This is a genomic window from Protaetiibacter larvae (assembly GCF_008365275.1).
Taxonomy (GTDB): domain Bacteria; phylum Actinomycetota; class Actinomycetes; order Actinomycetales; family Microbacteriaceae; genus Homoserinibacter; species Homoserinibacter larvae.
Map to the genome: position 1 here is coordinate 77,890 of NZ_CP043504.1, position 18,566 is coordinate 96,455.

An 18,566-nucleotide genomic window follows, 5' to 3' on the forward strand; every position below is an offset into this window, starting at 1 on the left:
CTACGGGCGCACCACGAGCGGGGTGTCGGCTGCCCGCGGCGAGCGGAAGGTGTACCCGGCCACCTGCCCGGGCGCGGCGAAGCTGATCGCCGCGTGCACGCCCTCCGCGCCGAGCAGTCGGTACGCGGTGTCGGATGCGAGGGTCAACCCGGCGGAGCCCGCCGCAGGCAGTTCGAGCGTGATCGTGTCGCCGCCGTCGACCGGCTCGAGCCGTACGGTGCGGGTCGCGTTGTCGGGGTTGACCACGACGAGCACGGGCTCGGGCGCTGCGGCGACCGCGAGCAGCGCATCCCCGGTGAGCGGCGGGGCGGCCGCGAGCCAGGCGAGGTCGGCGGCCGCCGCGACGGGCTGACCGGTCTCGTCCACCCCCGGCAGCGGAATCGTCGAGACGCGCACCCCGGCCACGACCGGCGTGTCGGCGCGGACGGTCACCGTGTAGCTGCCGTCCGGCAGCGGTCCCTGACCGAGCTCGAGAGCCGACGAGAGCGCGATGTCGGTGACCGTCCCGGCGTGCACCTCGAGGTCGAAGCTCGTCGCGACGCCGCCGGCGAGCGTGGGGGTGAGGCTCACCTCGACCTCGGCATCCTCGGTGCCGGGGTTGCCGATGCGCGCGATGGCGTCGAGGTCGGCGTAGTCGGCGATGCCGAGGGAGCTGCTCACCCCCTCCTGATCGAAGATCCGCACGCCGGGGATGACGAGCTCGCGGGAGGGCGCCGCGGTGTCGCCGACGACGTCGACGCCGCCCGCGTCGAGCACCCGGGTCACCGAGGTCTGCAGGCTTGCCGCGACGAGCCCGCCGCGCGCCTCGACGTGCACGACGGGCGAGGCCAGATCCGGGGCGAAGCCGGAGAGCGGGATCACGCGCTGCGTGCCTGCCGGCACCGCGATGCCGTTGAGTCCGGGCGCGAGCACGGGCCCCTCCTCGCCCCACAGCTGGAGGGTGACCTGGGCGGTCACGGCGGTGGGGTTCGCGAGCAGCAGCAGGGTGGTGCGGCCGACGGTCGTGGCGCCGCCCACGAGCCAACTGGAGCTGCGCGGCTCGACGCAGCCCGACGCCGCGAGCCCACGGAGTCGGTCGTCGTCGGTCGCGCGCTGTGCCTGCGCCGCGGCGAGGCGCGCATCCGCCGACGCCGGCAGCGTGAGCACGGCGGGCGCCCGCGCTGTGCCGCCGGTGCCCGCGTCGCTCTCGGCGAGCGTGCTCTCGGCGGCGCGCCCCGGCTCCGCGGCGACGGTCAGCTGCGGGATGCCCACGGAGCTGAGCTGGTTCGCGTCCGTCCCGGCGTCGTCGCCGAGCTGCAGCAGGGATCCCGCGCAGCCCACGAGCAGCTCGGCGGGCTCCGGCTGCACCGTGGTCGCGAGCGGCTCGATGCCGATCGTGGGGAGGGGCACGAAGCCGACCGCGCCGATCACCAGGATCGCGGCCGCGGCGCCGACGAGTCCGCGCACGACCCGCAGCGAGATCACGGTGACGGCGCGCCCGACGCTGCGCGGCCGGGGATGCGGCAGCGCGGTCTCGGCTGCCTGGGGTTCGGATGCCAGGGGCTCGGGTGCCTCCACCGCGGGCAGCTGCGGCTCGGGGAGCTCGTCGTCAGCCATCGGATTCCTCATCGAAGGTGGTCGCCGCGGGTTCGTCGGTCGACGACCTCGTCTGCACCACGCGACGCCGGCGACGGGTCGGCAGCGCCAGCAGCAGTGCGAACAGCACGACCGCGCCCTGCACCGCGAGCACGCCGATGCCGTAGGCACCGCGCCCGGATGCCTGCTCAGGCATCCGCTCGAGTGCGGGGAACGTCCACAGTGTGCCCTCGGCGCTGTCGCTCGCCGGTGTCAGCGCGGCGGTCGCGTCGAGCGACTCGACGGCGCGCTCGCGGGTCGCCGACTGCTCGCGGGCGACGTCCGCGGCCTCGGGACTCACGAGCACGAAGCCGATCTGGAAGCGCTGCAGGCCGGGCACCGGGTCGAAGCCGCCGCGCGATGCCAGGTTGCCCGCGAGCTCGGCGAGGGCGGCATCCTCCTCGCTCGGCTGCGTGCGTCCGGCGAACAGGGCCGACTGATCGTCGAGGGTCGTGCCCTCGCCGCGCTCCAGCCGCACCTGGAGCGAGCCGTCGGGTTGCGGGGTGAGAACGAGCGTGCCGATGCCGGGGTCCGATGATCCCGCGGCGGCCGCGAGAGCCGGCAGCTGGCGACCGTCACCCGGGTGCACCGGGCTCGTGCCCAGGATGGGCGCCGCGAGGAGCGGGACCACCGCGGCCGCGGCCGCCACCGTCACGACGATGCCGGCGGCGACCGCCGCACGCCCGAGCGCCTCGAGCGCGACGACCGCCGCGCCCACGATGCCGAGCCAGTACAGGCTGAGACCCGCGCCGGGCCACGGGCCGGCGGTCGCCGCGCCGAGGCTCGTCACCTGGACATGGCCGGCCGCCCACGCTGTTGCGAGCCCCACTGCCGCGAGGGCGAGTGCGGGGATCGACCGGCGCGCGCCCCGGAAGAAGAGCGCGAGAAGCGCGACGAGCGCGAGCGGCGCGAGCAGCGCGGCGGGGATGAGCGTCGCCCACGGGGTCGCTCCGACGCCGAAGACCGCGAGCAGACCGTCCCAGCCCGCCGTGCCGGCGTCGGGGCGCGCGATGAGCAGACCCCACCCGCTCGGCGGCGCGGACGGCTGCACGACGCCCGGGTCGGCGAGGATCGCGAGCGGTGTCCCCCGCCGGACGGCATCGATCACGAGCGGCGCGACGAGGGCGATCGCCGGGATCGGCACGCCGATGATCCGCACGAAACCGCGGGGCCGGGCCACCGCCCAGGCGAGGACCGCGAGCAGCAGGGCGGGCGCGAGGGAGGGCGCCGCCGCGACGATCGCCGCGAACAGCAGCGAGGCGGCCGCCGCCGCGCTCCACGAGCGCGCGCCCTCGATGAGCGCCAGCACGAGCCACGGCAGCAGCAGGTGCACGAGGACCGCGCCGATGCGTCCCTCGCCGAGCGCCGTCAGGAAGACCGGCGCGACGGCCCAGAGGAGGGCGGCCGCGACGGGAGGCCAGACGCGCTCGCTCACCCGGGTGGCTGCCCACCAGGCGCCGAGGGCGGCGAACGGGAGCGCCGTGATCCACAGCAGCACGACGGAGAACGAGGGATCCCACCACGTCGCGGAGCCGAGCAGCGCCCACAGGCTGTTGGCGGGGTCGGCGGCGCCCGTGAACCCGGCGCCGATCTCGCGCGGCCCCCAGCCGAGCTTGCCCCACAGCTGCGACGGCGAGCCCGCGAGCGGCAGGAGCCCGCCGCCTTCGAGGCTCGTCGCGCCGAGCAGTCGCCAGAACAGCACGACACCGAGGGCGATGCTCGCCGCGACGACCCAGGTGCCGCCTCCGAGGAAGGCCGCCCGCACGAGGTCCGGCTCGCGGCCGAGCCGCTCGTCCGCCTGGTCGCGCTCGTGGGCGCGGTGCTCGCGCAGCGGGGCGCCGGTGAGGCGGAGCGGCGCGATCGCCCGCCATCCGACGTTCCGGGCCCGGCGGAGCCGGATGCGCGCCCCCGGGACCGTGCCGTCGAAGGCGGCCCGGAACGCTGAGGCGATCTCGCCCGGAACCGCCCCGGGGCGCTTGGCGAGCAGCTGCCCGAGCGAACGGACGACGGCGAGCGGCAGCAGGCTGAGCCAGTGCAGGGGAACGGCGAGGGCGGGGGCGTAGACGAAGCGCCGGTGCAGTTGCGCCGTGCGCGCGAGGCGGCTCAACCGGCGGGTGCTCGAGGGGCGTTTGCGGGCGACGTCCTCGGGGCGCCGCGCGCGGAGCACCCGGGCCGCCGGGACGCGCACGATGCGATGGCCCGCGAGTCGCACCCGGATGCCCAGGTCGAGTCCCGCGTCGGTGCTCGGCAGGCCGGCATCCAGGCCGTCGACGGCGTGCCAGACCGCGCGGCGCACGATCGCCCCCTCGACGGCGACCGCGAGCACATCGCTCGCCTGGTCGTACTGAGCCTGGTCGAGCTCGTCGTCGACGAGGGCGACCGTGGTGCCGAGCCGCGACACGGTCTCGCCGTAGGAGCGGATGCGCGCGGGGTCGTTCGCATCGACGAGCTTGGGGCCGGCGACGGCGACCGAGGGGGCGAGCTCGATGGCCGACAGCAGGGCGCGGAGGGCGTCGGGTGCGGGGGCCGTGTCGGCCCGCAGCAGCCACAGCCACTCCTCCTCGTCGGCGACGGGGGTGGTCGCGCGCAGGGCCCGCGCGATCCCCACCCCGAAGGTGCCGCCGGTCGCGGTCACCAGTTGGGTGACGCCCGCCGCTGCGGACGCGTCGGCGTCGAGGGTCGTCGTCGGCTCGGCGACGACGACGAGCGCGTCGGGACGCCGGGTCTGCGCCGCGAGCGCCTCGAGGGTGGCGCCCAGCCATCGATCGCCGTCCTGGACGACGAGGACAGCAGTGACTCGGGGCATCTCACCCACGCTATGCGCGGGTCAGCGCACGCCGGGAAGCGACACACCTGCTCCCGGAGCTCGAGCCTGACTCAGGCGATGCGGCCGCGGCGCAGCTTGCGGCGCTCGCGCTCGCTCAGCCCGCCCCAGATGCCGAAGCGCTCGTCGTTCTCGAGCGCGTACTGCAGGCACTGGGCGCGCACCGAGCAGCCGCTGCAGATGCGCTTGGCGTCGCGGGTGGATCCGCCCTTCTCCGGGAAGAAGGCCTCGGGATCGGTCTGGGCGCACAGCGAGTCGGTCTGCCAGGCGAGCGGGTTGTCGTCGTCGACCGTCGCGGGCCGCAGCCCGGGCATCCCCAGGCGCACCGGATCGACGAACCAGTCCTCGGGGACGGAGGGACGGTAGTCGTTCCTCGTCATTCCGGCCTCCCCTCGCGACCGGAGCCGGTCGCTGCATGGAGCTAATTACACTCGTGTGATTCCCCCGCGTCAAGTCGCGGAATCGTAGCCCTGCGGCTCTCGGGCGTGTCGCGACGCGCCGCGCACCCGGCTATCGATCAGATCTCAACCCGCGGCGACGCGCGCGGCCCAGGCGCTCGCGACCATGTCGTCCAGGCTGTGCCGCATGGCCCAGCCCAGATCGCGTGCGGCGCGGTCGCCCGACGCCACGATGCGCGCCGGGTCGCCCGCACGGCGCGGGCCGAGCTCGGGCTCGAAGGCGATGCCCGTGACGCGCGCGACGGCGTCCATGATCTGCCGCACCGACACCCCGTCGCCGCTGCCGAGATTGTAGGCGGGCTCGAGCGCGCGCCCCTCGGCGAGCGCCGCAGCCGCCGCGACATGCGCCCGCGCCAGATCGGCCACATGGATGTAGTCGCGCACATTGGTGCCGTCGGGCGTCGGGTAGTCCGTTCCGTTGATCCGCGGCGTACGACCCGCGACGAGCGCGTCGAACACGAGCGGGAACAGGTTGTGCGGGCTCGTGTCGTACACGTCGGGGAAACCGGACCCCACGACGTTGAAGTAGCGCAGCGAGGTGTGCGCGAGTCCGGTCGCGACCGCCTGATCGCGCAGCAGCCACTCCCCGATGAGCTTGGACTCGCCGTAGGGCGAGGTGGGGTTCTTGGGGGTGTCCTCGACGACGAGGTCGACATCCGCGTTGCCGTACACGGCGGCGGACGAGGAGAACACGATGCGCCCCACGCCCCGGTCGGCCATCGCGGCGAGCAGCACGCGCGTGCCCTCGACGTTCTGCCGGTAGGTGTGCAGCGGCCGCTCCACCGAGACCCCGGCGTACTTGAACCCGGCCACATGGATGACGCCCTCGACCTCGTGCTCGGAGAGCGTGTCGAGGAGGAGCTCTCCGTCGAGGATGGAGCCCTCGACGAACGGGGTGCCGGGCGCGACGAAGGCGCGATGGCCGCTCGAGAGGTCGTCGAGCACGACGGGATCGAGCCCCGCCTCCCGCAATGCGCGCGCGACGTGGGCGCCGATGTAGCCGGCGCCGCCGGTCACGAGCCAGGTCATGACCGACAGGGTAGCGGTCGCGTCCCGCTCCCCGAGCGGTGGCAGGATTTCACCGACTTGATGGTTTCCGCCAGCGCTGGCATGATCATCATGACCATCCAAGAACCGCCAAGGAGTCTCGATGCTCAAGAAGGTCGTCTGCCTCGCCCTCCCCGGCACAGCGCCGTTCGAGTTCGGCGTCGTCTGCGAGGTGTTCGGGATCGACCGCAGCGAGATGGGCGGACCCCGATTCGACTTCACGATCGCGACCGCCGACCCCGGGCCCGTGCCGACGAGCCTCGGCTACTCCATGACGATCGAGCACGATCTCTCGGTCGCCGCCGACGCCGACCTCGTGGCGGTTCCCGCCCACGCCATCGGCCCCGTCGACGAGCGCTACCTCGAGGTGATCCGTGCCGCGGAGGCGCGCGGCGCCTGGGTGATGAGCGTGTGCTCCGGCGCGTTCGTGCTCGCCCAGGCGGGCATCCTCGACGGACGCCGCGCCACCACCCACTGGACGCACGCCGACCGCCTCGCGCGCGAGTACCCGCGCACCGAGGTCGACGCCGACGTGCTCTTCGTGCAGGACGGCAAGGTCGTCACCGGCGCCGGCACGGCAGCGGGGATCGACGCGGCGCTCCACATCGTGCGCGAGGAGTACGGCGCGACCGCCACCAACGTGATCGCCCGCCGGATGGTCGTGCCCCCTCAGCGCGACGGCGGCCAGTCGCAGTACATCCCCTCCCCTGTGCCCGAGTGCCGCAGCGACACCTTCGCGCTCGTCACCCAGTGGATGCTCGAGAACCTCGACCAGGACCTCACGATCGACCAGCTCGCCCGGCGCGCGCTCATGTCCAGCCGGACCTTCGCGAGACGGTTCCGCGCCGAGACCGGGACGACGCCCGCGGCCTGGCTCAACCGGCAGCGCATCCTGCGGGCGCAGCAGGAGCTCGAGCAGACGGTCGACGGTCTCGAGCAGATCGCCCAGCGGGCCGGATTCGGCACGGCCGCCGTCATGCGCCACCACTTCCTCAAGGTGCTGCAGACCACGCCCACGGCGTACCGCCGGGCGTTCGGCGCCCGCGAAGCCGGCTAGCGGCCGCCATCGCCCTCTCGCATCGCCTGTGGGACGATGAGGGGGTGGCGGATCATCCGCAGGAGCGCACCCCCTCGACGCGAGGCGACGACTACGCGGCCCGCCTCGATCGCCTGCAGAACAAGTGGTGGAAGAAGGCGCTCGACGTCCAGCGCCCCTATCGATGGAATCTGCGCCGCTGGGAGCTCGGCGCCACGCTCGATGTCGGCTGCGGCAACGGACGCAATCTCGTCTCGCTTCCCCCGGGATCCGTCGGAGTCGACCACAACCCGGCCCTCGTCGCGGCTGCACGCAACCGCGGCTGCGAGGCCTACACCGATGGTGAGTTCTTCGCAGACCCTGTGCTCTCGCGGCCCGGGCGCTTCGACTCTCTTCTCGCGGCACATCTCATCGAGCACCTGGTCCCCGCCGATGCTCGAGTGATTCTCGGGAGCTACCTCTCCTCGATCCGACCGGGCGGAAGGGTCCTGTTCATCACGCCCCAAGAGCGCGGGCACGCGTCAGACCCCACCCACCTCGCCTTCACGGACCATGCCGCCCTGCGGACGCTCGCGCGCGACCTCGGGCTCGAGATCCTCACGACGTACTCGTTCCCATTCCCGCGCTTCATGGGCAGGCTGTTCATCTACAACGAGTTCGTCTTGGTCGCCCGTATCCCGCCCGCCGGTCAGGAAGCGACGGCTCCCGACGCGAGGAACAGGGTTCCGTCGCCGCGCAGACCGAGCCACGGTTCGCCGGCAACGTAGACGGCCGAGCCGCGGTCGAGCCGGGGGCCGCCGTCGAGAGCGAAGGAACCGCTGGTGCACAGCGCGATCGCGGGGCCGTCCAGCCGCAGCTCGACTCCCCGACGGGCCGCCACCGCGTCCACCACGGTCAGCTGGAAGTCGTCGACGTCGGGGCGGAACACCTTGACGCCGGGCTCCGCCTCCTCGGGTTCGAGGAACGGCGCCGGCAGCGGCCGGAAGTCGAGCACCCCGAGCAGCTCCGGGATGTCGATGTGTTTGGGGGTGAGCCCGCCGCGCAGCACATTGTCGGACGACGCCATGAGTTCGATCCCGAGCCCCTCGAGATACGCGTGGATGTTCCCGGCCGGCAGGTAGAGCACCTCGCCCGGCCGCAGCTCGACCGTGTGCAGCAGGAGCGAGATCACGATGCCGGGGTCGCCCGGATAGTGCTCGGCGAGCGTCCGCACCGTCTGCCAGCTGGGCCCGTCGACCGTGGACGCCGCCTCCACGACCGCGGCCACGAGATCCTCGACACCCTCCGCGCGGGAGATCAGCCACGCGAACACGGTCTCGAGGGCCGCGTCGTCGGCGAGGCGCGCGACGAGCGGTGCGATCCGCGGGTCGTCCGCGACCGGCGCGAGCACGGCGCGGGTCTCGGATACCGGACGGAAACCGGAGAGCGCCCGGAACGGATCCGAGAGCGCGTAGATGAGCTCGGGCTTGTGGAAGGCGTCCTTGTAGTTGCGATGCACGGCATCGAGCGGGATGCCGGCGGCGTTCTCGCGCGCGAAGCCCTCGGCGGCCTGGGCGGGCGTGGGATGCGCCTGCAGCGACAGCGGCTCGGCGGCCGCCAGCACCTTCAGCAGAAAGGGAAGCCTGCCGTCGACGACATCGAGCAGGGTGCGATCCTCTCCCACGATCCGCGCGGGCGATCCCGGATGCGCGCCGAGCCAGAGCTCCGCCTCCGGCCTGCCGCTCGGGGTCGTCCCCAGCAGCTCGGCGATCGCCGACGACGAGCCCCACGCGTAGTCGCGCGGGGTATTGGTGATCTCGACGAACAATCGGCCTCCCTCGATGCCACGCTTTGGACCAAGCTACCAACCGCGTTGAGCCCGCCCGCCCGGATGCGTAGGCTCCCGCTGCCCGGAACCGGAACAAGGGAGTCATCCGCATGTCCTTCACGCCGCTCGCCAGCGACTTCTACGGCTTCGAGAGCCAGCTCACCGAGACGGAGCGGGAGGCCCTCGCCGGGCTCCGCCACTACCTCGAGACCGAGGTGAAGCCGCTCGTGAACGACCACTGGGACCGCGCCGAGTTCCCGCGCGAGATCCTGCCGGGCTTCCACCGGCAGCCCGTCTTCGGCATGCAGTGGGAGGAGACCCGGCCGTTCGAGAACTCGGCCGTCTACCGCGGCTGGGCGGCGCTCGAGCTCGCCCGCGTCGACGCGTCCATCTCGACCTACGTGGGCGTTCAGAACGGGCTCGCGATGGGCGCGATCGCCGTCACCGGCTCGGCCGAGCAGCGCGCCGAGTGGCTGCCGAAGCTCGCCTCGGGCGAGCTCATCGGCGCCTTCGGGCTCACCGAGCCGCTGTCGGGCTCCGACTCCGCCCAGGGGCTGCGCACCGTCGCGACGCGCGACGGCGACGAGTGGGTCATCACGGGCCAGAAGCGCTGGATCGGCAACGCGACGTTCAGCGACGTCACCATCATCTGGGCGAAGGATGCCGCCGATGGTCAGGTGAAGGGCTTCATCGTGCCGACGTCCACGCCCGGGTACACGGCCACCAAGATCGAGCGCAAGCAGGCGCTGCGCATCGTGCAGAACGCCGACATCGTGCTCGACGGGGTGCGGGTGCCCGAGTCGCTCCGCCTTGCGAACGCGAACTCGTTCCGCGACACCGCGGCTGTTCTGCGGCTCACGCGCGCCGAGGTCGCCTGGGCGGCCGTCGGCGTCGCGGTGGGCGCCTACGAGGCGGCCCTCGCGTACGCGACCGAGCGCATCCAGTTCGGCAAGCCGATCGCGGCGCACCAGCTCATCCAGCAGCACCTCGCCAACATGATGGGCAACATCACCGCCTCGATCGCGATGTGCACGCGCGTCTCGCAGATGCTCGACGAGGGCACCCAGAAGGACGAGCACGCCGCGCTCGCGAAGGCCTTCGTCACGAGCCGGATGCGCGAGACGGTCGCCTGGGCGCGCGAGACGATGGGCGGCAACGGCATCGTGCTCGACTACGACGTGACGCGCTTCTTCAACGACGCGGAGGCTCTGTACTCCTACGAGGGCACGCGGGAGATGAACACCCTCATCGTGGGACGTGCTCTGACCGGCAAGGCGGCCTTCGTCTGAGCGGGGCCCGGCGCCGCTAGCCTGAAGCCATGCGTGCCGCGACGAACTACCAGCGTGCGCTCGCGGTGCTGTCGTTCGGCGTGCTCGCAGCGGGCGACTTCTGGCGCTACCTGCTGAGCTGGTGGGGCTGGGGCGCCCTCGCGGTGCTCGTGGTGACCCTGGCCGTGGTCGAGCTCGTCCGGGCGCGCGTCGAGATCCGCCGGCTGCCGTTCACCCTTTTCGCGTTCCTGGCCTTCGCCGCCGTGTCGATCGCCTGGTCGGCCTACCCGGGCGCCTCGGCGCTCGGAGTCCTCGCGACCCTCGCGACCGCGACGCTCGCGGCGTTCCTCGCCACCTGCCTCAGCTGGGGCGAGGTGCTCGAGACCTTCAGCGACGCGGTGCGCTGGATCCTGGGGCTCTCGCTGCTGTTCGAGCTCCTCGTGGCCGTCGTGATCCGTCGCCCCGTGCTCCCCTTCTGGGTCGACTACAGCGAGCTCGAGAAGATCCCGGCGGCGTACTACTGGTCGCGCAACCTGCTGTTCGAGGGCGGACGCATCCAGGGCATCGTCGGCAACGCGAACCTGCTCGCGATGATCGCCCTGCTGGGGCTCGTCGTGTTCGTCGCGCGACTCGTCGCCCGCAAGGGCTCGCCGCTGTGGGCATGGTTCTGGATCGCGGTGGCCGTGGCGAGCATCGCCCTCACCCGCTCCTCGACGGTCCTGGTGGCCACGGTCGTCGTGGTGCTCGTCGCGGTCTTCGTGCTCGTCGTCCGGCGCACGAGCGGACGGGCGCGGATGGTGGTGTTCGCGAGCGGCGCCGTGCTGGCGGTCGCGAGCGTGATCGGTGCGGTGCTCGCGCGCGCACACCTGCTGGCGTTGCTCGGCAAGTCCTCCGACCTCACCAACCGCCTCGAGATCTGGCAGAAGGTCGGTGAGCTCGCGGTGCAGCGCCCCGTGGCGGGTTGGGGGTGGGTGAGCTACTGGGTGCCGTGGGTCGAGCCCTTCGACGGCCTCGTGGTCATCAAGGGCGTGCAGTACCTCCAGGCGCACAACGCCTGGCTCGACGTCTTCCTGCAGCTCGGCGGACTCGGGGTCGCGCTGTTCGCGCTGCTGGTGCTCGGCGCCCTGCTGCGCAGCTGGGGCATGGCGGTGGAGGCCGACCGCATCCGCTACTACGCGGCGGAGCTGCGCTGGCCCGAGACCGCCGCGCCCCTGCTGCTGCTCGTGGCGCTGCTCGTGCAGAGCCTCGCCGAGAGCCGCCTGCTCATCGAGCTCGGGTTCGCCCTGCTCGTGATCATCGCCGCCAAGACCGGCTGGCGCGACGACGAGTCGACCGCGAGACCGGTCGGATGAGCGCGTCGGGCGAGCGGGCGGGCGTCGCCGACGCCTTCCTCGGCCTGCTCCGCACGCCCCGCTTCTCGGCGGCGCTCGCCACGATCGGCGCGGGCACCGCCGCGCTGAACTACCTGCTCGTGAAGCTCACCGGTTGGCCCGGATACCTCGCGGTGCTCGCCGCGCTCGTCGTCCTCATGGTGACCGTGCTCATCGTGCGACGCGACGAGCTCGACGGCGGCCTCCCCCCGATCTCGCTGCTGGTGTTCGCGGGATGGGCGACCATCTCGGTCGTCTGGAGCCAATACCAGTGGGTGACGGTCGGCGGCATCGCCTACCTCGTGGTCTACGCCTTCATCGGCGTGTTCATCTCCCTCACGCGCGACACCATCCAGGTGGTCCGCACCTGGGGGGATGTGCTGCGTGTCGTGCTCGGGGTCTCCCTCGCGCTCGAGGTGTTCTCGGGCATCCTCATCGACGCGCCGATCCCGTTCCTCGGCATCGGCGGCCGGATCGCCGAGTTCGGCCCGATCTCGGGGCTCGCGCAGACCCGCAACCAGCTCGGACTGCTCGCCCTCGTCGGCGCCGTCAGCTTCGCCACCGAACTGCGCACCCGATCGGTGCGCCCCCTCGTCGGGATCCTCTCGCTCGTCACGGCGGCCGTCTGCATCGTGCTCACGCAGTCGCCGATCATCCTCGGCACCGCGGCAGTGGTGGCCGCGGCGGCGGGCGTGCTGTACGGCATCCGCCGGGTGCGTCCCGACCGCCGGCAGATCTGGCAGTTCGTGATCCTCGGCGCCGCCCTCGTGCTGATCGGGCTCGCCTGGGTGTTCCGCTCCGCGCTCGTCACGCTCTTCAACGCCCAGGGGGCGCTCGACTACCGCCTCGCCCTGTGGAACAAGGTCTTCGCCCTCGTCCCCAGCAATGCGATCGAAGGATGGGGATGGACGGGACGCTGGCATCCTGATGTGGCGCCCTACCTCGCGCTCACCGCATCAGGCGACCGTCCGGCGTCGTCCGCGCTCAACGCGTACCTCGACGTCCTCTTCCAGCTCGGAATCGTCGGGCTCGTGGTGTTCGTGGGAATGCTCGGGCTCGCGTTCACTCGATCGTGGCTGCTCGCCGGACGCCGACGCAGCGTCATGTACGCATGGCCCGCACTCGTGCTCGCGGCCTTGCTGCTCGTCTCACTCGCCGAGAGCTCGATCCTGGTCGAGTTCGGCTGGCTCAGCTTCGTCGTGTGTTGCGCGACCGCGTCGCGCGAGCTCAGCTGGCGCACGGCGCTGCGCGCGTCCCCGGGCGCGAATGCAATCGTCGACGGATAGCATCAGGGGATGGTCAAGCGGGTCGATTTCGTCTTCGATCCCGACTGGCCGCACATCGGATCGACCGTCATGCGCGGTGAGCAGCTCTCGGGCCTCGCGCGTGCCGGGCTGGGGCGCGACTGGCGGGTGCGATACCGTCCGCTCGGCGCTCGCATCCGCGGGTCGCGGGTATTCCTCACCAAGAATGCGGCGCGTCGGTTGGACGCCGACGACGCGAACGCGCTCGTCCGGGCTGGCAACCGGTTGTTCGTCGACATCGTCGACTCATCCCCGCCCGGGTGGACCGCCGACGTGACGTGCATCCTCGTCGCGGCATCGCACACCTCGTTCACGACGGTGTCGCGCACGCACCCGCACCGTGAGGTGGTGTTGATCGATCACCACGTCGACCCCCGGCTGCCCGCGCCGCCTGCGCACTACCCGCGGTTTCGTGTCGGCTACTTCGGAGAGGTGTTCAACGCGGCACTGACACCGGAGGTGGAGCGCAAGGTCGAGGTCGTCCCGGTGAGCACGGCCCAGCGGGACGACTCCTGGCTGTCACGGCTCGTCGAGTTCCCCCTGCACTTCGCCGTGCGCAGACGCATCGCCCAGGACGACGTCAAGCCGTTCCTCAAGGGGTTCACCGCGGCAGCGATGGGCGCCAACATCCTCGCTCTGCGCACCGACCGGGAGGCGGTCGCCTGGCTCGGCGACGACTATCCGTTCCTCGTCGACGGAGACGACGAGGCGACCGTGCTCGATGCCATCGCGGCTGCCGAAGGCTCCTGGGGGAGCAGCCGCTGGGATGCGGGACTCCACGCCATGCGCGGGATCCGCGAGCGCGTGTCACCGGAGCGGATCGTCCGGCAACTCGAGCGCGCACTCTCGGCGTGATGCGAGGCCCGTGGGCGCCGAGGGCTCAGCTCGCGGCGACGCTCACCGAGGCGGCGACGCTCAAGACACCGCTGTACGCGCTCTTGTCCACGACCTCGATCTCTCGCGCTCGCGGCAGATCGACCACAGTGCCGAGCGACTTCGTCCCGAGCTTGACGTGGACGTAGTACTGGCCGCGACCGAGTCGCAACCCCGGGAAGCTGAAGGTGACCGAGCGGCGACCCTCGATGCGTCCGGTCTCGACACCCAGCAGCTCCGTGTTCGTCCCGTACACCCTCATGCCGAGGGGAGTCTCGAAGGCTGCGGCGGCATACCACCCCTCGAGCGGGTGATCGGATTCGACCTCCATCACCACTCGGACATCGTCTCCCGGCACGATCTCGTCGACATCGGAGCCGTCGACCCCCAGGACGCGAGTCGAATGAACGCGCATCCCCCGGGCCGCCTCGATCTCGCTCTTGTCACGATCGGCTTCGAATCCGTCACGCAGCACACGCAAGGCCGTCGCGGTGTCACCGTCGAACGTCATCCGACCGGACTGAAGCACGATTCCGCGGGTGCAGATGCTGCCGATCGACTCCGCGGAGTGGCTCACCAGCACGATCGTGCGCCCGTCCTCCTGGAACGACCGCACCTTGTCGAGGCACTTCCGCTGGAACGGCTCGTCGCCGACCGCCAGCACCTCGTCGATGAGCAGGATCTCCGGGTCGACGTGCACGGCGACCGCGAAGGCGAGCCGGACGTACATCCCCGAGGAGTAGAACTTGACCTGGGTGTCGATGAACTTCTCGATCCCGGAGAACTCGACGATGTCGTCGAAGTAGAGATCCGTCTGCTTCGTCGTGAGCCCCAGGATCGCCGCGTTCAGGTAAACGTTCTCACGGCCCGTGAGGTCGGGATGGAATCCGGCACCGAGCTCGAGGAGCGCGGCGAGTCGCCCCCGTGAACGCACGCTGCCGGTCGTCGGCTGGATGATGCCGCCGATGACCTTCAAGAGCGTGCTCTTGCCGGAGCCGTTCGCGCCGATCAGCCCCAGGGTCTCGCCGCTCGCGACATCGATGTCGATGTCGCGCAGTGCCCAGAAGTCCTCTCTTCCGAGGCTTCGGTTGCGGAAGTTGAGAAGGCGCTCCTTGAGCGACTTCTCCTTGTGCAGAATGAAACGCTTCGAGACGTCGTCAACCGAGATCACGGTGCTGGCAGACATGGCCCGCTCAGTCTACGCGACCGATGCCCGACCCCCGCCCGGCGCGGAGAGCGATCGCGATGACCGCTAGCATGTTCTGACCCGACCCCGACGATGGAGCGAGCCGTGCGCATCCTGGTGATCTCCGATCTCCTGCCGCCGCGCATGCTGGGGGGCTTCGAGCTCGCCTGCCGCAACCTGTCGCAGGGGCTCCGGGACCGGGGCCATGAGGTGCTCGTCCTCACCACCGCCACCGATCGCGCCGCACCCGAACAGGACGGATGGGTCGACCGCTGTCTCGCCCTGCACGAGCTGTTCGTGAACGTGAACCTCGAAGACGACGGCATCGGTCGTCTGAACCGGTTCGAGTCCCGCGTTTCGACCGTGGGCAACTCGCTCATCGTGCTCGACCGGATCCGTTCGTTCGCACCCGACCACATCCTGATGTTCAACCTGTTCGGAATCGGCGGCATCGGGATCCTCGACACGGTTCGGCGCACCGGCATCCCCTGGACGCTCAATCTCGGCGACAACGTTCCGGGCGCCCTGCTCGACGGCACCTCGGGGGCGATCCGCGAACTGTACGACGTGCCGGGCGGACTCTTCGCGTCGGGGTCGTACGCCATCGTCAGCGAGACCTTGCGCGATGAGGTGATCGCCACGGGAGTGCCACTGGGGCCTGTCGAGGTGATCCCCCGCGGCGCGTTGTATCCCGACCTTGCCCGAACCCGCGACTACCGCGACGGCGGTGTGACGCGGTTCGTGGCCGCCGGCATACTCTCCCCGCACAAGGGCGTCGACTTGATGATCGACGCGGCGGCCGGGCTTGTCGAACAGGGCCTCGACGGCTTCCGCCTCGAGATCTACGGAGACGGCCTCGTCGACCACTACCGTTCTCGCATCGCCGAGCGCGGGCTGACCGGGTTCGTCTCCATCCCCGGACGCGTGGATCAGCGTCGGCTGTTCGAGATCCACGCCGGTTCGGACGCATTCCTCTTCCCGACGTGGGAGCGCGAACCGGGCGCATCAGCACCTGTCGAGGCGGCATCGGTGGGCTGCGTGCCGATCATGACCGCGGACTGCGGACCGGCCGAGTACCTGGTCGACGGAGTCCACACGCTCAAGATCGCCCGCAATGCCCACGCCCTCGCCGACGCCATGGCGCGTGTCGTGAGAGGCGAAGTCGACCTCGCCGCCCTCGGCGCCGCCGGACGCCGCATCGCACGAGGCGATCTCTCCTTCTCGACCTCGGTGGAACGCCTCGAGGCGTTTCTCGGGTCGGGCGATCACCGAGTTGCGCTTAAGCTGGACACGGACGCCATCGCCGCGGAGGTCATCCGCCTGGATGATGCCGCACGCCGCGTCCTTCTCGACGAGCTCCGAGAGGGGAAGCAGATGGGAGAGTCCGAGGCGTCTCCGCCACGGGCATCGGCCGCGCGCCGCATCGCCTCGCTTCCCGCCAGAGCCGTGCGTCGGCTCATTCGGCCGGCGATCTCAGCCGAACTCGCCGAGCAGCGCGACTTCCTCCGGGAGCAGCGCTCCCGGATCGAGGCCGATCGAGAGGCACTCGCCGCCCGCGAGGCGCAACTCGCGGAGCGGGAGAAGGCGATGAACAGCCTCACCCGGGCGGTGCAGAAGGACATCCTCGCGACGAACCGACGCATCGATTGGCTCGAGAACGAACGGCAGCACCCAGGCGCATGAGTGGCGCGCTGACCGCCGCCACCACCACTGTCGCGAGACCTCCAGGCACGCGACCGGCCGAATACCGACGTGACATCCAGTACCTCCGGGCGCTGGCGGTCGGTCTCGTGGTGCTCTACCACTTCTGGCCGGGCCGCATTCCCGGAGGGTTCGTCGGCGTCGACGTGTTCTTCGTCATCTCCGGCTACCTGATCACCGCGCACCTCATCGCCGGGCTGGCCCGCACCGGTCGCGTCGCGGTGTTCTCCTTCTGGGGGCGTCGGGTGCGTCGGCTCCTTCCGGCATCGTTCGCGACGCTTGCGGTCGCCGCGATCATGGTGGTCATCTGGATCCCCCCGTCGGTGCGCGCTCAGGGGCTTCGCGAGGTCATCGCATCCACCTTCTACGTCGAGAACTGGATACTCGCGGCCGACTCCGTCGACTACCTCAACGCCGCGAACCAGCCGTCCATCGTGCAGCACTTCTGGTCGCTCTCCGTGGAGGAGCAGTTCTACCTCGTCTGGCCGCTGCTGCTCGTCGCGGCCGTCGGGATCGCGGGTCTGCTGCTTCGACGCCGTGTCGCCGCACCCGAGAGCGTGGTCTCGGTCGCCCTCGTCATCGTCGCGGCCGCCTCGCTCGTCACCTCCGTGATCCTCACGGAGACCGAGCCGAGCGTCGCCTACTTCGCGACCACGACGCGCGCCTGGGAATTCGCGGCGGGAGGCCTGATCGCCTCTCTCGCCGTGCTCCGAGGAGGGCCTCGTGGCATCCTCGCGCGAAGGGGCGCGCGATGGGGGGCGCGCATCGTCGGGATCGCCCTGGTGCTCGTCTCGGGCTTCGTCTACACCGGCGCGACACCCTTTCCCGGGTGGGCGGCGGCGCTGCCCGTGCTCGGGACGGCGATCGCGATCTGGGCGGGCATCGGAGCGGAATCCGCACACCGCAGCCGTCACGATCCGATCGAGATCATCGGAGATCGCTCGTACTCCATCTATCTGTGGCACTGGCCGCTGTTGATCGTCGCACCCTTCGCGCTCGGACACGCCCTCGGCGCGCTCGACAAGGTTCTGCTCCTGGTCGCGGTCGTGGTGCTCGCCGGCCTGAGCAAGCGGTGGATCGAGGATCCGGTGCGCCGCTGGCAGTGGCTCGGCGCGCGCCCCGCGCGAACATTCGTCGCGCTGGGGATCGCCACCGCGCTCCTCGTCGGCGCTGTCGGCACGACGAGCTGGGTGCTGCTGCGCTCATCGAGTCCCGCGGCCGAGACGAGCACGGCCGAGATCGACGCCGGGATCTCCTGCTTCGCGTCCGACGCGCTGGTGTCGGCGGATCGCTGCGCCAACCCCTTCGCCGCCGATCGCGTCGACACGGCATGGGCGAAGGACGACCGCGATGCGTACTGCATCGACGTCCCCGCCGCGGCCCAGCTGGGGTGCCCGCTCGGCGGCCCCGAGGACGCCGAGCACACCCTCGCTCTCGTCGGCGACTCGCACGGCGCCTCCGTCGGGCAGCTGGTTCTCGCGTCGCTCCCGCCGGGGTGGCGCCTCATCTCCTACCTCGCGACCGGATGCCCAGGCATCACCCGGGTGGACATCGGCGCGCCGGGTCAAGGCGAGGCGGACCGTCGCGTGTGCGCCGAGTGGAGCACGCGCGTGCTCGATGATCTCGAGTCCCGCGAGGACGTCGACGCCGTGCTCTTCACCAACTTCACGACGCGCTACACCGACCCGGCCTCCGAGATGCCGCTGACCGAGAGCGCCATCGTCGAGAGCTGGAGCAGGCTCCAGGCGGCGGGCAAGACGGTGATCGCCCTCCGTGACATTCCCGGGACCACGGCGGGTGACATCCCCGCGTGCATCGACGCGTCGAACGGGATCGACGACCCGTGCACCACCCCGCGCGCCGATGCGCTCCCCGCCGATGTCCTCGCGGCCGCGGCGCGCGCCTCAGGGGCGGGGTACGTCGACCTCAGCGATCGGTTCTGCGACGCGGAGCGATGCCACGCGGTGATCGGCGAGGTGATCGTCTACAGCGACGACAACCACGTGACGCGCACCTTCGCGCGCTCGCTCCGACCCGAGCTCCTCGCCGCGCTGGCGACAATGCTGCCGCCGAACTGA

The 18,566-nt window shown here is 71.4% G+C and carries 14 protein-coding genes; 8 read left to right on the forward strand and 6 right to left on the reverse strand.

All coding sequences use genetic code 11. The annotated features are described in order from the left end of the window. The 4 genes from FLP23_RS12150 to galE form a co-directional block, all read right to left on the reverse strand. The gene (locus FLP23_RS12150) at positions 1–1,596 is read right to left on the reverse strand and encodes a DUF5719 family protein (RefSeq protein ID WP_168200334.1); all 1,596 of its coding nucleotides are present in this window, start codon (positions 1,594–1,596) and stop codon (positions 1–3) included. Further along, positions 1,589–4,420, reverse strand: coding sequence for a glycosyltransferase (locus tag FLP23_RS00320; RefSeq protein WP_149324041.1), 2,832 nt, complete (start codon positions 4,418–4,420; stop codon positions 1,589–1,591). Before FLP23_RS00320 ends, FLP23_RS12150 begins: the two co-directional genes overlap by 8 nt. A 71-nt stretch (positions 4,421–4,491) precedes the next feature. Next, the gene (locus FLP23_RS00325; RefSeq protein WP_149324042.1) at positions 4,492–4,818 is read right to left on the reverse strand and encodes a WhiB family transcriptional regulator; all 327 of its coding nucleotides are present in this window, start codon (positions 4,816–4,818) and stop codon (positions 4,492–4,494) included. Between the two features lie 144 nt (positions 4,819–4,962). Next, complete coding sequence (gene galE / locus FLP23_RS00330; RefSeq protein ID WP_149324043.1) at positions 4,963–5,925, reverse strand: UDP-glucose 4-epimerase GalE; 963 nt, start codon at positions 5,923–5,925, stop codon at positions 4,963–4,965. Between the two features lie 121 nt (positions 5,926–6,046). Here galE and FLP23_RS00335 point away from each other — a divergent pair, with 121 nt between their 5' ends. Next, a complete protein-coding gene (locus FLP23_RS00335; RefSeq protein WP_149324044.1) occupies positions 6,047–7,000 on the forward strand; it encodes a GlxA family transcriptional regulator in 954 nt (317 codons plus the stop codon). Between the two features lie 44 nt (positions 7,001–7,044). Further along, positions 7,045–7,746: a class I SAM-dependent methyltransferase gene (locus FLP23_RS00340; protein ID WP_246139995.1), complete on the forward strand. Its 702-nt coding sequence runs from the start codon at positions 7,045–7,047 to the stop codon at positions 7,744–7,746. On the opposite strand, the gene manA is transcribed toward FLP23_RS00340, so the two are convergent. Further along, complete coding sequence (gene manA, locus FLP23_RS00345; RefSeq protein ID WP_149324045.1) at positions 7,668–8,786, reverse strand: mannose-6-phosphate isomerase, class I; 1,119 nt, start codon at positions 8,784–8,786, stop codon at positions 7,668–7,670. The two genes, FLP23_RS00340 and manA, sit on opposite strands and share 79 nt — an antisense overlap. Before the next feature lie 110 nt (positions 8,787–8,896). On the opposite strand from manA, the gene FLP23_RS00350 reads away from it, so the two are divergent. From FLP23_RS00350 to FLP23_RS00365, 4 genes are read left to right on the forward strand one after another with little or no spacing between them, the layout of a single operon-like run. Beyond that, a complete protein-coding gene (locus FLP23_RS00350) occupies positions 8,897–10,075 on the forward strand; it encodes an acyl-CoA dehydrogenase family protein (RefSeq protein WP_149324046.1) in 1,179 nt (392 codons plus the stop codon). A gap of 29 nt (positions 10,076–10,104) precedes the next feature. Then, positions 10,105–11,406: an O-antigen ligase family protein gene (locus FLP23_RS00355; RefSeq protein ID WP_149324047.1), complete on the forward strand. Its 1,302-nt coding sequence runs from the start codon at positions 10,105–10,107 to the stop codon at positions 11,404–11,406. Then, a complete protein-coding gene (locus FLP23_RS00360) occupies positions 11,403–12,710 on the forward strand; it encodes an O-antigen ligase family protein (protein WP_149324048.1) in 1,308 nt (435 codons plus the stop codon). The genes FLP23_RS00355 and FLP23_RS00360 overlap by 4 nt, the downstream gene beginning before the upstream one ends. A gap of 9 nt (positions 12,711–12,719) precedes the next feature. After that, entirely contained in the window at positions 12,720–13,583 is an 864-nt protein-coding gene (locus tag FLP23_RS00365; RefSeq protein ID WP_149324049.1) for a hypothetical protein, read from the forward strand. A gap of 25 nt (positions 13,584–13,608) precedes the next feature. Here FLP23_RS00365 and FLP23_RS00370 read toward each other — a convergent pair whose 3' ends face one another. Next, complete coding sequence (locus FLP23_RS00370) at positions 13,609–14,787, reverse strand: ABC transporter ATP-binding protein (protein ID WP_149324050.1); 1,179 nt, start codon at positions 14,785–14,787, stop codon at positions 13,609–13,611. A gap of 105 nt (positions 14,788–14,892) precedes the next feature. Here FLP23_RS00370 and FLP23_RS00375 point away from each other — a divergent pair, with 105 nt between their 5' ends. Continuing rightward, a complete protein-coding gene (locus FLP23_RS00375; protein ID WP_210413884.1) occupies positions 14,893–16,470 on the forward strand; it encodes a glycosyltransferase in 1,578 nt (525 codons plus the stop codon). Continuing rightward, entirely contained in the window at positions 16,467–18,566 is a 2,100-nt protein-coding gene (locus FLP23_RS00380; RefSeq protein WP_149324052.1) for an acyltransferase family protein, read from the forward strand. Before FLP23_RS00375 ends, FLP23_RS00380 begins: the two co-directional genes overlap by 4 nt.

What these genes read in the sequence shown, in the direction of transcription:
- FLP23_RS00350 (WP_149324046.1), top strand. Translation starts at nt 8,897, where the DNA reads ATGTCCTTCACGCCGCTCGCCAGCGACTTCTACGGCTTCGAGAGCCAG.
- galE (WP_149324043.1), bottom strand. Translation starts at nt 5,925, where the DNA reads ATGACCTGGCTCGTGACCGGCGGCGCCGGCTACATCGGCGCCCACGTC.
- FLP23_RS12150 (WP_168200334.1), bottom strand. Translation starts at nt 1,596, where the DNA reads ATGGCTGACGACGAGCTCCCCGAGCCGCAGCTGCCCGCGGTGGAGGCA.
- FLP23_RS00320 (WP_149324041.1), bottom strand. Translation starts at nt 4,420, where the DNA reads ATGCCCCGAGTCACTGCTGTCCTCGTCGTCCAGGACGGCGATCGATGG.
- FLP23_RS00335 (WP_149324044.1), top strand. Translation starts at nt 6,047, where the DNA reads ATGCTCAAGAAGGTCGTCTGCCTCGCCCTCCCCGGCACAGCGCCGTTC.
- FLP23_RS00360 (WP_149324048.1), top strand. Translation starts at nt 11,403, where the DNA reads ATGAGCGCGTCGGGCGAGCGGGCGGGCGTCGCCGACGCCTTCCTCGGC.
- FLP23_RS00370 (WP_149324050.1), bottom strand. Translation starts at nt 14,787, where the DNA reads ATGTCTGCCAGCACCGTGATCTCGGTTGACGACGTCTCGAAGCGTTTC.
- FLP23_RS00355 (WP_149324047.1), top strand. Translation starts at nt 10,105, where the DNA reads ATGCGTGCCGCGACGAACTACCAGCGTGCGCTCGCGGTGCTGTCGTTC.
- FLP23_RS00380 (WP_149324052.1), top strand. Translation starts at nt 16,467, where the DNA reads ATGAGTGGCGCGCTGACCGCCGCCACCACCACTGTCGCGAGACCTCCA.
- FLP23_RS00365 (WP_149324049.1), top strand. Translation starts at nt 12,720, where the DNA reads ATGGTCAAGCGGGTCGATTTCGTCTTCGATCCCGACTGGCCGCACATC.
- FLP23_RS00325 (WP_149324042.1), bottom strand. Translation starts at nt 4,818, where the DNA reads ATGACGAGGAACGACTACCGTCCCTCCGTCCCCGAGGACTGGTTCGTC.